10 protein-coding genes are annotated in these 12,632 nt (G+C 68.7%); 4 read left to right on the top strand and 6 right to left on the bottom strand.

Features of this window, described 5'->3' with window-relative positions; translation table 11 throughout:
* Window positions 1–24 precede the first annotated feature (24 nt).
* From FWJ24_RS03625 to FWJ24_RS03610, 4 genes are all read right to left on the bottom strand, one after another.
* Window positions 25–270 (bottom strand): Ada metal-binding domain-containing protein, encoded by a 246-nt coding sequence (locus tag FWJ24_RS03625; protein ID WP_150286392.1) that lies wholly within the window; start codon window positions 268–270, stop codon window positions 25–27.
* A complete protein-coding gene (locus FWJ24_RS03620) occupies window positions 263–1,171 on the bottom strand; it encodes a DMT family transporter (protein WP_150286650.1) in 909 nt (302 codons plus the stop codon). Before FWJ24_RS03620 ends, FWJ24_RS03625 begins: the two co-directional genes overlap by 8 nt.
* A gap of 96 nt (window positions 1,172–1,267) precedes the next feature.
* Complete coding sequence (locus FWJ24_RS03615; RefSeq protein WP_150286391.1) at window positions 1,268–2,167, bottom strand: YcbK family protein; 900 nt, start codon at window positions 2,165–2,167, stop codon at window positions 1,268–1,270.
* A gap of 30 nt (window positions 2,168–2,197) precedes the next feature.
* Window positions 2,198–3,400 carry a pyridoxal phosphate-dependent aminotransferase gene (locus FWJ24_RS03610; RefSeq protein WP_150286390.1) on the bottom strand — a complete coding sequence of 401 codons (1,203 nt, stop codon included), beginning with the start codon at window positions 3,398–3,400 and terminating at the stop codon, window positions 2,198–2,200.
* A gap of 186 nt (window positions 3,401–3,586) precedes the next feature.
* Between FWJ24_RS03610 and FWJ24_RS03605 the strand changes: the two genes are divergently transcribed.
* Both FWJ24_RS03605 and FWJ24_RS03600 read left to right on the top strand, forming a co-directional pair.
* Window positions 3,587–4,561 carry a Bug family tripartite tricarboxylate transporter substrate binding protein gene (locus tag FWJ24_RS03605; RefSeq protein WP_150286389.1) on the top strand — a complete coding sequence of 325 codons (975 nt, stop codon included), beginning with the start codon at window positions 3,587–3,589 and terminating at the stop codon, window positions 4,559–4,561.
* Window positions 4,562–4,660: 99 nt separating this feature from the next.
* Window positions 4,661–5,815, top strand: coding sequence for a PQQ-dependent sugar dehydrogenase (locus tag FWJ24_RS03600; RefSeq protein ID WP_150286388.1), 1,155 nt, complete (start codon window positions 4,661–4,663; stop codon window positions 5,813–5,815).
* A gap of 8 nt (window positions 5,816–5,823) precedes the next feature.
* Here the strand turns inward: FWJ24_RS03600 and FWJ24_RS14695 are convergent, their stop codons facing one another.
* The gene (locus tag FWJ24_RS14695; protein ID WP_342788593.1) at window positions 5,824–6,087 is read right to left on the bottom strand and encodes a SemiSWEET transporter; all 264 of its coding nucleotides are present in this window, start codon (window positions 6,085–6,087) and stop codon (window positions 5,824–5,826) included.
* 343 nt (window positions 6,088–6,430) lie between these two features.
* On the opposite strand from FWJ24_RS14695, the gene FWJ24_RS03590 reads away from it, so the two are divergent.
* The gene (locus tag FWJ24_RS03590; RefSeq protein ID WP_150286386.1) at window positions 6,431–8,503 is read left to right on the top strand and encodes a methyl-accepting chemotaxis protein; all 2,073 of its coding nucleotides are present in this window, start codon (window positions 6,431–6,433) and stop codon (window positions 8,501–8,503) included.
* An 80-nt stretch (window positions 8,504–8,583) separates the two neighbouring features.
* Window positions 8,584–11,298, top strand: coding sequence for an excinuclease ABC subunit UvrB (gene uvrB, locus FWJ24_RS03585; RefSeq protein WP_150286385.1), 2,715 nt, complete (start codon window positions 8,584–8,586; stop codon window positions 11,296–11,298).
* 24 nt (window positions 11,299–11,322) lie between these two features.
* Here uvrB and FWJ24_RS14690 read toward each other — a convergent pair whose 3' ends face one another.
* The gene (locus tag FWJ24_RS14690; RefSeq protein WP_206110772.1) at window positions 11,323–12,501 is read right to left on the bottom strand and encodes an extensin-like domain-containing protein; all 1,179 of its coding nucleotides are present in this window, start codon (window positions 12,499–12,501) and stop codon (window positions 11,323–11,325) included.
* Window positions 12,502–12,632: the final 131 nt, after the last annotated feature.

Raw genomic sequence — 12,632 nt, 5'->3', positions numbered from 1 at the left:
GAAAGGGCACGCCGGCAGGCGTGCTCAGGGCCGGCAGCGCAGGCAGGGGCGATGGCCGGCCGCGAGGCATTCGGTGCGGGTCGCGAGGAAGCGGACATTCTCGCGCCGGGGCCGCGCCGGGCAGGAGGGCCGGCAGAAGATCCCCGTGGTGCGGACCGCGACGAAGAACGCACCGTCCGCGCGGCGGTCGCGGGCGCGCCATGCCGCCTCGCGCGCCTCCTCGCCGGAAAACGGCGTCCCGCCGGGCGGGACGGCGACGGACTCAGCCATGGGGCGCACCTCTTCCGGAAAGGACCGAGACCAGCCGCCCGTCAATGACGAGCAGCCCGAGCCCGATCACCGCGAAGCCGGCGATCTCACGGAGATCGAGCCGCTCGCCGAGGAAGGCGATGCCGAGCAGAATCGCCGAGCACGGGATCAGCAACGTCACCAGCGAGACATTGGTCGCCCCGGCGCGCGCGAGCAGCCGGAAGAACAAGGTATAGCCGCCCGCGGTCGAGACGAGCGCCAGCCCCGCCAGCGCGGCGAGGGCGGCGGCGCTCGGCGCCGGCAGAGCCTGCGGCATGTCGACAGCGAATGCCAGCGGCACCATCACAAGGGCCGAGAGCGTGAGCTGGCCGGCCGCCACCACCATCGGTTCGAGCCCCATCCGTACGAAGCGCCGGCCGAAGATCCCGGCGAAGCCGTAGGAGATGGTCGCGCCGATACAGGCGGCCTGGCCGATAATCGCCCCGCCGGCGAGAAGGTCGCGCCCCGAGAACAGCACAACCACGCCCGCGAAACCGAGCAGAATACCGAATGCCTTGCGCGGGCCAATCTTCTCGTCCGCGGTGAGAACATGCGCGATCAGCATGGTGAAGATCGGTGTCATCGCGTTGAGGATCGAGGCGAGGCCGCTGTCGATCAGCCCCTGCCCGAACACGATGAGGTTGAACGGAATGAGGTTGTTCAGCACGCTCATCACCAGGAACGCAACCAGCGCCTCACGCGCACGCGGGAAGGTCAACCCCGCCCCGCGCAGGAAGAGATGCAGCGCCAGCGCCGCGAGCGCCACCCGCGCCGCGACGATGGTGAAGACCGGCAATTCCCGCACCGCGATGCCGTTGAACAGGAAGGACCCGCCCCAGGCCAGCGAGAGCAGCAGCATCAGCCCCCAATCGTCGCGGGACATGGGGCGGGAGGGTTGCGTCTGGATCATGGGACTCGCGGGAAAAGGGTTCGATCCCCATTCCTCGCATGCCGGCGCCGGCGCCGCCACCCGATTCCGTCAGCGCTGCGCGAAGCGGAACCGCCGGCCGCATTGATACCAGTTGCGCGGCTCGCCGACATCGATATGCACCGATTTCGTGTGGCAATAGGTGCCGACACCGCCGGCGCCTGGCAGGGTGCGGAGGAATTTCGCGAGCCGCGCCCGCTCGATCCCCGGCACGAAGAAATCCGCTGCCATGCAGCGCCGGTGCAGGCTGCCGCGCCGCCCGCGATTGCGCTGGCCCGAGGTGATGACCGGCGTGGCGCCGAAATGCTCGCCCGCGACACGCACGAGGCTCATGACCTCCGGCCTGAGGCAGGCGAGATCGACGGCATCGGTCTGCTTCTCGACATGGGTCGGCTCGGGCGCCTGCGCCTCCTCGGCCTCGATCTCCTCGGTCGTCGCGGGCTCGGCGATCGGCGGCGCGAAGGCAACGACGAGGTTGGGCCGATCATCGACCACGATTTCCCGGCCCGGCTCGGCCGGCGCGGCCTCGGCCGGGCGCGACGCGTCCGCGCTTGCGGCGGGCGGAGAGACTGGCGCGGCCTCCTCCGCCGCGGCTTCATCGGTCGCGACAGCCGGCGGCGTGGCGGCAACCGGCCGCTGCGGCGGCAGCGGCGCGGCAACCGGCGCGGCCGAGGCCGTTCCGGGGCCCGGATTCGCGGCCGGCACGGGAGGAACGGCGGCGGGGGACGGGCTTGGCCGGCGCGGCGGCAAGGGCGCGGCAACCGGCGCAGCCGGCACGGCGGGCGCCTCCGGCTCCGTCACGGCTTCCGGCTCGTCATCCTCGACCGGAAAGATCTCGGCATGCATCGGCCGCTCCTGGGCATCGAGCCGGAGCGGCGCGCCGAGAAGCGGCACACCGAGAAGCAGCAGGACGGCAAGGCGCCGGCAGGCAAACGGAATCACGGACTTCATGTCGCTCCGTTTCGCCCGCCGCCGTCCGCGTCAGCCGATCTGGGCGCAGAAGCGCTGGATGCGGCGGCAGGCTTCCTCGAGTTTGTCGTTCGAGGTCGCGTAGGAGACGCGGAAATTCGGCCCGAGCCCGAACGAGGAGCCGTGCACGGTCGCAACCCCCTCGGTCGCGAGCAGTTCCATCACGAAATCCTCGTCGTTGGCGATGATCTTGCCCGAGGGCGCCTTCTTGCCGATGAGCCCCGCGCAGGAGGGATAGACGTAGAACGCACCCTCTGGTTTCGGGCATTTGATGCCGTTCGCCTGGTTCAGCATCGCCACGACGAGGTCGCGGCGCTCCTCGAAAGCCTTCTTGCTGCGCGGGATGAAATCCTGCGGCCCGTTCAGCGCCTCGACCGCCGCCCATTGCGCGATCGAGCAGGCGCCGGAGGTCTGCTGGCCCTGGATCATGTCCATCGCCTTGATGAGCGGCTCGGGCCCGGCCGCGTAGCCGATCCGCCAGCCGGTCATCGCATAGGCCTTGGAGACGCCGTTCATGGTGAGCGTGCGCTCGTAGAGGCCGGGCTCGACCTGCGCCGGGGTCGTGTAGACGAAATCCCCGAACACGAGATGCTCGTACATGTCGTCGGTCAGGATCCAGACATGCTTGTGCTTCATCAGCACATCCGTGAGCGCCTTGAGTTCGCTCCTGCTATAGGCCGCGCCGGACGGATTCGACGGCGAGTTGAACATGAACCACTTGGTGCGCGGCGTGATGGCGCGGTCGAGCTGCTCGGGCGTGAGCTTGAAATTGTTCTCGATCGTCGTCTCGACATAGACCGGGGTGCCGCCGCAGAGCAGGATCATCTCCGGATAGCTCACCCAATAGGGCGCCGGGATCACCACCTCGTCGCCGGGATTGAGCGTGGCCATGAAGGCGTTGAACAGAACCTGCTTGCCGCCGGTGCCGACGATGGTCTGGGACGGCTTGTAATCGAGCCCGTTCTCGCGCCTGAACTTGGCGGCGATCGCCTCGCGCAGCGGCACGATGCCGGCGACCGGCGTATATTTGGTCTCGCCGCGCTGGATCGCCGCGATCGCCGCATCCTTGATGTTCTGCGGCGTGTCGAAATCCGGCTCGCCGACCGAAAGCGAGATGACATCCTTGCCTTTCGCCTTCAGGTCGCGCGCCATCTGCGTCACCGCGATGGTCGCGGAGGGCTTGATGCGGGAAAGGGCGTCGGCAAGGAAGGCCATGATCTCGTCTCTCCGATCCGGGTTCGGGGCACGGGGCCCCGCCCCGCCAGACTTCCCAACGGGGCCGGATCGCTTTATGTGTCTTGCATCGTGCCTTCAAGAACAAAGCAGGCGAAAAAACGGCCGAGGCGCGCCGAATTCCGCCGCGAGCACCGGCTCCGGCACAACCGTTCCCTGGAGATTCCCATGCTCGATCGTCGCCGTCTGCTCCTCGCCGCCGCGGGCACGTTCGCAGCGCCCGCGATCCTGCGCGCGCAGGGCGCGTTCCCATCCCGGCCGGTCACGATCGTCGTGCCCTACCCGGCGGGCGGGCCGACCGACGCCATCGCCCGCATCGTCGCGCAGGCGCTGGAACCGGGCTTCCGGCAGAGCGTGATCATCGAGAACAAGGCTGGCGCCTCGGGCGCGATCGGAACCCGCGCCGTCGCTACCGCGGAGCCCGACGGCCACACGATCGTGTTCGGCAACAACCAGACGCATGGCAACAACATGTTCCTGATGAAGGAGCCGGGCTACGACGCGATCAAGGATTTCGCGCCGCTCGCCGGGGTTGGCGCCTTCCCGCACGCGCTGGTGGTCAAGAACGCGCTTGCGGCCAAGACCCTGCCGGATCTGATCGCGCTCGCCAAGGCGCAGCCCGGCAAGCTCAATTACGGCTCGACCGGCAACGGCTCCGGCTCGCACCTGTCCATGGAACTGCTGATGAAGCGCACCGGGATCGCCATGCAGCATGTGCCCTATCGCGGCGCGGCGCCCCTGGTGCAGGACCTCATCGCCGGAACGATCGACGTCTCGCTCTCGACGCTGCCGAGCGTGCTCAAGCAGGTCGAGGCCGGCCAGATGCGCGCGATCGGCATCGCCAGCGCCGCCCGCGCGCCGCAGCTCAAGGATGTCCCGACCTTCCGCGAGCAGGGGGTGAGCAACGCCGATGCCGAGAGCTGGGCGGCGTTCTTCGCGCCGGTCAAGGTGCCGGCGCCGATCGTCAAGACGCTGTCGGACGCGATCGTCGCCGCGCTCAAGACCCCGGCCGTGGCCGAGAAGATCACCGCGCTCGGCTTCGCGCTCAATGTCCGCGCTCCGGCGGAATTCGCCCCCTATCTCCGGCAGGAGATCGATACCTGGGCGGAGATCATCAAGGCGGCGGGCATCCCGCCGGCCTGAGGCCGACCGGCCCGGACCGCAGAGCCCGGAGCCGGGCTTGCGGAAATGGCGGGCTCCCCTAGCTCCCCGGCAATCCCGGACCCAGCGCACGGAGCCGCCATGCCCCGCCTCTCCCCTCTCGTCCGCCTCGCCTCTCTCGCCGGCTGCGCCACGGCCGGGCTCGTGCTGGCCGGGCTGGCATTACCCCTCCCCGTCGGCGCCGCGCCGGCGGACGAGCCGCGCGTCGAGATCGTCGTTAGGGGGCTCGCCAATCCCTGGGGGCTCGCCTTCCTGCCCGATGGCCGGGCGCTGGTGACCGAGCGGCCGGGGCGGCTCAGGATCGTCAACCTGCGCACCCGCACGCTGTCGGGGCCGGTCGCCGGGGTGCCGAGGGTCGCGGCCGGCGGCCAGGGCGGATTGCTCGGGCTCGCGCTGCATCCGCAATTCGTCGCCAGCCGCGAGATCTTCCTCTGCTTCGCGGAGCCGCGCGAGGATGGCACCGGCACCGCCGTTTTTCGCGCCAGGCTCTCGGCGGATGGCGCAAGCCTGGAGGAGGGGCGGGTGATCTTCCGCCAGATGCCCTCCGGCAACACGACCCGGCATTTCGGCTGCCGGCTCGTCTTCGACCGCGCCGGCCATCTCTTCGTGACGCTCGGCGATCGCGGCAATCGCATGGCCGAGGCGCAGGACCTTTCCGGCCATATCGGCAAGGTGGTCCGCATCCGTGTCGACGGATCGCCTCCGCCCGACAACCCCTTCCTCGACCGCCCGGAGGCGAAGCCGGAAATCTGGTCCTATGGCCATCGCAACATCCAGGGCGCGGCGCTGCATCCCGAGACCGGCGCGCTCTACACGGTGGAGCACGGCGCGCGCGGCGGCGACGAGGTGAACCGCCCCGAGAAGGGCAGGAATTACGGCTGGCCGGAAATCACCTACGGCGTCGATTATTCCGGCGCGCGGATCGGCTCCGGCACCCGGCGCGACGGCATGGAACAGCCGCTCTATTACTGGGACCCCTCGATTGCCCCGTCCGGCGCGGCCTTCTACACGGGAGACAGGTTCCCCGCCTGGCGCGGCCATCTGCTGGTCGGCGCGCTGGCCGGCTCGCTCCTCGCCCGGCTCGAACTGCGCGACGGTCGCATCGTCGGCGAGACCCGTTACCTCGAATCGCTGCGCGAGCGCATCCGCGACGTCGTCGTCGGGCCGGACGGCTATCCCTATATCCTGACCGATTCCGGCGACGGGATGCTCGCGCGGCTGGTGCCGAAAGGCTGAGCCCGGCCTCAGCCGTGCCGCAGCTTCAGGCCGAGAATGATCACGACCAGGATGAAGGTCACCGTATTGGCGCCGATCAGCGGCCAGGAGCCGATAAGCAGGCCATAAACCAGCCAGAGCCCGATCCCGAGCGTTAACATCAGATACATGATCAGCGACAGAGCGCGCGTGTCGCGCGTGCGGATGACCTTGAGTGCCTGCGGCACCCAGCACAGGGTTGTGATGGCCGCGGCGAGGGAGCCGATCAGTTCGATGGTCGCGGAGGAGAGCAAGGCGGCCTCAGGGGCGGACAGGGACGCCCCCTCCTGCCGCGGCGGATGATTCGCCGCAAGCCCGGCAAGGATCCGGAAGCCATGTGTGCGATATCCCGTGGTCGGCGCGCACCTGTTTGCGCCAGCGCAAGACGCAACCCACCCGCCGTGCCGAGACATCGCGCCGCATCCCGTTGCAATCGCACGGAATTTCAACCTGCAGGACGTAAATCAGGGACGATACAGATCGGCGTAACCCGTTACGAGAGAAACATAATTCAATCTCGTGCCGATCTGCGCGCAAGGCTTTTTTAAACGCTGCCTGGCTACATCGAATACCACCGTTCCAAGATCCGGACCCGCCATGCAGAAGCTCTCGATCCGGCAGATCCTGCTCATTCTCCTGCTCCTCCCGGTGCTTTCCGCCGCCGTGAGCTTCTCGGTCATCCTGCCCGACGCTGTCCAGCGCGTCACCGAGGCCCGAACCTTCGAGCGGGGCGTCTCGACCATGCAATCCGCTGCCGATCTCGTGCATGCGCTGCAATCCGAGCGCGGCGCCTCGATCGGTTCCGTCGTCGCCACCGAGAACCGCAGCATGCACCGGACACGGGTCGCCAACCAGCAGACCGCTTCGGACGCAGCGCTCAAGGCCTTCATCGAACGTCTGCAGATGGCGCGCGCCGATGCCGGACTCGCCGCCCGCACCGACGACCTCGCGGAAGGGCTGAAATCGATCAACGAGGATCTCAACGCGATGCGCGAGCGCGTGTTGACCGGCGCGGCGAGCGTTGCGGACACGATCGATTTCTACGGCAATGTCATCAAGCGGCTGATCCAGGGCATCGAGACGATGACCAACAGCCCGATGGCCGGCGAGATCGCCGCCAAGCGCGATGCGCTGCAAAGCCTGATGCTCGTCAAGGAATTCGCCGGCCTCGAACGCGCAACCGGCAACGCGCTGCTCTCCGCCGGCAGCTTCGACCTTGAACTCGCGCTGCGTTATATCGGGCTTGTCAGCGTCCAGCGCTATTTCCTCGACCAGCTTCAGCAGACGATGAAAAGCGCGGGGTTCGACAATACCCTGGCGGCGATCCCCGAAACGCTGAAGGAACGCTACGAGGCCGCCCAGGGTGACATCATGGCGAACGCCGTCGCCAACAGCGCCAATTTCGCAACCACGCCCGCCGAATGGTGGAAGGTTTCGAGCGAGCGTCTCGATGCCATGAAAGGCGTCGAACAGGAGGTGATCGGGTTCATCGCGCGCACAAGCCAGGCCAGCGGCGAGAAGGCGATGGGCGAGGCCGTGTTCACCGTGGCGCTTCAGGCCGGTGCGGTGGTGATCGGGCTCGTTGCGACCCTGCTGATCGGCGCGAGCCTGTCCGGCCCGATCCGCCGCGCCGCCGACGCGCTCGACCGGGCGATGCGGGGCGATCCGACCGTCGAGGCGCCGCCGCTGATGTCGGAGCGGAGCGAGATCGGCAAGATCTCGAACGCGGTCGGCCGCTTCATCGCCGCCAATCGCGAGCGGGAAATGCTGGTTGCGGAGCGCGAGCAGGCCAATGCCCGTCTTGCCGAGCAGCGGACGGCGATCCTCGGCGAGATGGAGCGGGAAATGGGCGCGGCGACGGCCGGCGTCACCGGCGCGCTCGACAGCGCCAGCGCCGCGCTCCAGCAGCGCGCCGGCGAGATGATGGCCACCATCGCCGCAGTGCGCCAGGCGCAGGACGAAGCCCAGAGCGCCGCGGACGAGACCAGCACCAGCGTGCGCGAGGTCTCCCGGCTTTCGGACGAACTCGCGCAATCCATCGCCGAGATCGCCGCGCAATCGGAGCGCACCGCCCAGCTTACCCAGGATGTGCGCGGCCGCGCCGAGCGGGCCCGTGCCGCCGCGCAGGCCTTCGAGGATGTCGCGGGCTCGATCGCCTCGATCACCGATCTGATCAATGCGATCGCCGGCCAGACCAACCTCCTCGCCCTCAACGCCACGATCGAGGCCGCCCGCGCCGGCGAAGCGGGCAAGGGCTTCGCGGTCGTCGCCGGCGAGGTCAAGGGCCTTGCGGCCCGGACGGTCGATGCGACCCGCACGATCGAGGCCAAGATCGGCGAGCTGAAAGCGATCGCCCGCGACGCCTCGACCCAATCGGAAGCGCTGTCGAGCGATGTCGGCACCATCGAGGGCCTGAACGCGACCATTGCCTCCGCGGTGCACCAGCAGCACATGACAGCCGACAATTTCTCGCAGCAGATCCGCACCCTGGCCTCGGGAGTCGCGGCGGTGGCCGAGCAGGTCACGACCATCGCCCGGCTCGGGGCCGATGCCGTAGCCGCGGCGCGCGGGGTGCGCGAGGTGTCGGGCGAGATGGAGCAGACGACCGGAATGCTTGCCCGCACGCTACCGGAAATCATTGCCGAGACCACGCGGCGGATGTCCGCCTGAGGTGCTCTCCTGACAGGGCCTGACAGGTCGCGACGCGCCGATCTCTTGCCGCTCGGGATGCGCCGCGCCATTTTGGCGCCATGGCCAAAGCTCCGAATCCTCCGCGCGGGAAAGCCTCGAAGCCTGAACTGCACCCGCTCGATCCGCATCTCGCGGCCCTGCTCAACCCGGCGCTGAACCAGCCCGGCCGGTCGCAGAGCATTCCGCGCGGGATGGCCGAGGCTGCGCAGGCCGGGTTCGCGCCCGAGGCCGTCCAGGGCGTCGACGCTGCGCTCGCCGCAGCGCTCGGCCTGCCGCAGGAGGCGCCGCCCGCCTCGCGCCGACGCCGGAGCGAGACCGAACCCGCGACCTATGCCGCGATCGCTGGCGCCAAGCCGCGCCGCGTCATGCAGGGCAATGTCGTTCCCCTGCCGGAGGAGATGAAGCTCGGCGGCGGGCTCGACGGCCTCTCGGAGGCCGATGCGCTCACCTCGTCGGGCGGCGTGCAGGCAACGCTCGACGCGCTCAAGACCCTGCTCGCGGAGGGCAATCCGCTCTTCAAGAACAAGAAGCTCTGGGTGCCGCACCGCCCCGAGCGACCGGCGAAATCCGAGGGCGGCATCCGTTTCGTGATGAAGGCGCCGTTCGAGCCGCGCGGCGACCAGCCGGAGGCGATCCGGCAGCTGGTCGAAGGCATCACCCGGGCGAACGAGCGCGACCAGGTGCTGCTCGGCGTAACCGGTTCCGGCAAGACCTTCACCATGGCCAAGGTCATCGAGGAGACGCAGCGCCCGGCCCTGATCCTCGCACCGAACAAGACGCTCGCGGCCCAGCTCTATTCCGAGTTCAAGAGTTTCTTCCCGGAGAACGCGGTCGAGTATTTCGTTTCCTATTACGATTACTACCAGCCGGAAGCCTATGTGCCGCGCACGGATACCTATATCGCCAAGGAATCGACCATCAACGAGGAGATCGACCGGATGCGGCACGCGGCCACCCGCGCGCTGCTCGAACGCGACGACGTGATCATCGTCGCCTCGGTCTCCTGCATCTACGGCATCGGTTCGGTCGAGACCTACACGGCGATGAGTTTCTCGGTCGAGGTCGGCGAGCGGATCGAGCAGCGGCAATTGATCGCCGATCTGGTGGCGCTCCAGTACAAGCGCACCCATGGCGATTTCGCGCGCGGAACCTTCCGGGTGCGCGGCGACGTGATCGAACTCTTCCCGGCCCATCTGGAGGATCGCGCCTGGCGGATCGGCCTGTTCGGCGACGAGGTCGAGACGATCGCCGAGTTCGACCCGTTGACCGGGCACAAGAACGCGGACCTCAAATTCGTGAAGGTCTACGCCAATTCGCATTACGTGACCCCGCGCCCGACCCTCGACCAGGCCATCCGGGGCATCAAGGCGGAGCTGAAGGCCCGCCTCGAGGAGCTGAACCGCCAAGGCCGCTATATCGAGGCGCAGCGGCTCGAACAGCGCACACAATTCGACCTGGAGATGCTTCAGGCGACCGGGGTATGCCAGGGTATCGAGAATTATTCCCGCTATCTCACCGGCCGGAAGCCCGGCGAGCCCCCGCCGACATTGTTCGAATACCTGCCCGACAACGCCCTCGTCTTCACCGATGAGAGCCATGTCACAGTGCCGCAGATCGGCGGCATGTATCGCGGCGATTTCCGCCGCAAGGCGACGCTCGCCGAATACGGGTTCCGCCTGCCCTCCTGCATGGACAACCGCCCCCTGCGCTTCGAGGAATGGGACGCGATGCGGCCCCAGACCGTGCATGTCTCGGCGACGCCCGGCGGCTGGGAGATGGAGCGCACCGGCGGGGTGTTCGTGGAGCAGGTGATCCGCCCCACCGGGCTCATCGACCCCGAGGTGATCATCCGTCCGGCCCGCAGCCAGGTCGACGACCTGCTGGGCGAGGTCCGCGAGACGAGCCGCGCCGGCTACCGCACCCTCGTCACCGTGCTTACCAAGCGCATGGCCGAGGATCTGACCGAGTATCTGCACGAGCACGGCATCCGCGTCCGCTATATGCATTCGGATGTCGATACGCTCGAGCGGATCGAGATCATCCGCGATCTCCGCCTCGGTACCTTCGACGTGCTGGTCGGCATCAACCTCCTGCGCGAGGGGCTCGATATTCCCGAATGCGGGCTGGTCGCCATTCTCGACGCCGACAAGGAGGGCTTCCTGCGCTCGGAGACCTCGCTGATCCAGACGATCGGCCGCGCCGCGCGCAATGTCGATGGCCGCGTGATCCTCTATGCCGACCAGACCACCGGCTCGATGGCCCGGGCAATCGCCGAGACCAATCGCCGCCGCGAGAAGCAGCGGCGCTACAACGCTGAGAACGGCATCACGCCGCAGAGCGTCAAACGCGACATCGAGAACATCATCAACAGCCCCTATGAGCGCGACCGGGTGACGATCGACAAGGGCGCCGCCGACAAGGCGATCTCGATCGGTCACAATTTCGAGGCCGTGCTCGCCGATCTCGAGAAGCGCATGCGCGCCGCTGCCGCCGATCTTGAATTCGAGACGGCCGCGCGGCTGCGCGACGAGATCAAGCGGCTTAAGGAGACGGAGCTGGCGGTTTACGAGGAACCGACTGCCCGGCAGGGCAGGGTCACGGCGAAGGCCGGCAAGGCCGGTGCCTCGCAATATGGCGCGGCGGCCAACCTGCCGCCCAGCCGCGCCAGGAAGCCCGATCTCGACGCGATGGGCCCCGGCACCGATCGCGAAGTGCCGCTCTCCGGCCAACCGCGCCCGAAGGGCGGCGGCAGACCCATGCGCCGACGGCGCTAGAGCGACCGGCCCGCCTGCGGAAGATCAGCGCCCGGCGGGATCGTAGCCGATACGCGGCGGCGGTTTCTGCGCCGGTGCCGCGGCGCGCGGCGGCGCGGGGAGCACCGGCGTCGTCGCCGCCGGCATCGGCTGCGACAGGCCCGGCCCGCCGCGGGCGCGCGGGCGGGGAAGGTCGGCGACGGAGCCGGTGAGATCGAAGGCGCTGGGGTCGAATTCAGGCTCGTCCTCGCGGAACTCGCCGCCCTGAAGGTCGAAGCGGGCATTCTCCTCGCGGCGGCGGGCATCGAGCGCCGCGCGGTCGACCGTGGCGATGGCGGGCGGGCGCGGCGGCGGATTGGGCTGGGAAAGCCCGTGCTGCGCGAGCGGCGTGCCGGACATCGGTGCGCGCTGGTGATAGGCGTAGAGATTGGGTGGCCCGCCCGGCATCACGCCGGGACCATAGGTGCCCGGAAGCGGCCGCTGCGGCGCCGCCACCTGCGGCCTGCAATAGCGCCGTCGCCCGGCCGCGTCGTGGCGGGCGAGATCGAGATGGAAATGGTCGTAATGCAGCGCGTCGGAGCCGGGGCCGAGCACGGTCTTGAAGCGTTCGCAGGCGCCGTGCAGCACGTCGCGCAGGAAGCCCTGCTCCTGCTCGGTGCCGCGCCAGCCGCCCTTGACCGTCACGACAGAGCCGTCGTTGAGCACGAAGCTCATCACGTCGATCGCATTGCCGAAGGCATGCTCGGAGAGCCGCGCGTTCTGGCGATGGTTGCGGCGGCGGCAGGCATAGGATCCGGCGGTGCGGATCTCCCGCACCCCCTGCCCGAACCAGGCGAGCGCCGCCGGCTGCACCGAGCCCGCGATCCAATCATCGGTCCAGGCGACCATGGGGCAGCCGAGCGTCGCCTCGGGCTTGAGGACGGTGAGGTTCAGCACCCCCTTGGCGAAACCCTGTGCGCTCTGGCCGGCACTCGAGGCCAGCGCCAGTGCGATCTGGCCGGTATCGTTCTCGAAACCGGTCACCTTGAAGGGCATGTCGGCGCCACAGGGGCCAGGCCCGTCGATCGGCTTCGCGGGGCGGATGACGGAGCTCGGCCGCACGATGCCGGCGCGCATGCAGGCGGCCTCGGCCTCGCCGCGCCAGGGTTCGCGCGGCTCGAAGGGCCGGAACCCGCAGCCGGCCAGAAAGGCGCCGAGCCCCGCCGCAACGGCAAGGGCCCGCATCGCGCGCGATCTCGGAACCGGGGGATGGACATTGCGCAACATTCGCGAAAAATGACGCGATCCCGGTAACCTTCCGTTAAGAGAATGGGTTACGGAATTGCTAACGGCCGCGCCGTGCGGCCCCATCCGGA

Origin of the sequence: Rhabdaerophilum calidifontis (genome assembly GCF_008641065.1) — a bacterium.
Lineage (GTDB): Bacteria > Pseudomonadota > Alphaproteobacteria > Rhizobiales > Beijerinckiaceae > Rhabdaerophilum > Rhabdaerophilum calidifontis.
Note: the sequence above shows the minus strand (reverse complement) of the source record. Positions and strands in the feature narration are given on the sequence as shown.

Coding starts and splice junctions, on each gene's coding strand:
- FWJ24_RS03625 (WP_150286392.1), bottom strand. CDS start 270: ATGGCTGAGTCCGTCGCCGTCCCGCCCGGCGGGACGCCGTTTTCCGGC.
- FWJ24_RS03620 (WP_150286650.1), bottom strand. CDS start 1,171: ATGTCCCGCGACGATTGGGGGCTGATGCTGCTGCTCTCGCTGGCCTGG.
- FWJ24_RS03615 (WP_150286391.1), bottom strand. CDS start 2,167: ATGAAGTCCGTGATTCCGTTTGCCTGCCGGCGCCTTGCCGTCCTGCTG.
- FWJ24_RS03610 (WP_150286390.1), bottom strand. CDS start 3,400: ATGGCCTTCCTTGCCGACGCCCTTTCCCGCATCAAGCCCTCCGCGACC.
- FWJ24_RS03605 (WP_150286389.1), top strand. CDS start 3,587: ATGCTCGATCGTCGCCGTCTGCTCCTCGCCGCCGCGGGCACGTTCGCA.
- FWJ24_RS03600 (WP_150286388.1), top strand. CDS start 4,661: ATGCCCCGCCTCTCCCCTCTCGTCCGCCTCGCCTCTCTCGCCGGCTGC.
- FWJ24_RS03590 (WP_150286386.1), top strand. CDS start 6,431: ATGCAGAAGCTCTCGATCCGGCAGATCCTGCTCATTCTCCTGCTCCTC.
- uvrB (WP_150286385.1), top strand. CDS start 8,584: ATGGCCAAAGCTCCGAATCCTCCGCGCGGGAAAGCCTCGAAGCCTGAA.
- FWJ24_RS14690 (WP_206110772.1), bottom strand. CDS start 12,501: ATGCGGGCCCTTGCCGTTGCGGCGGGGCTCGGCGCCTTTCTGGCCGGC.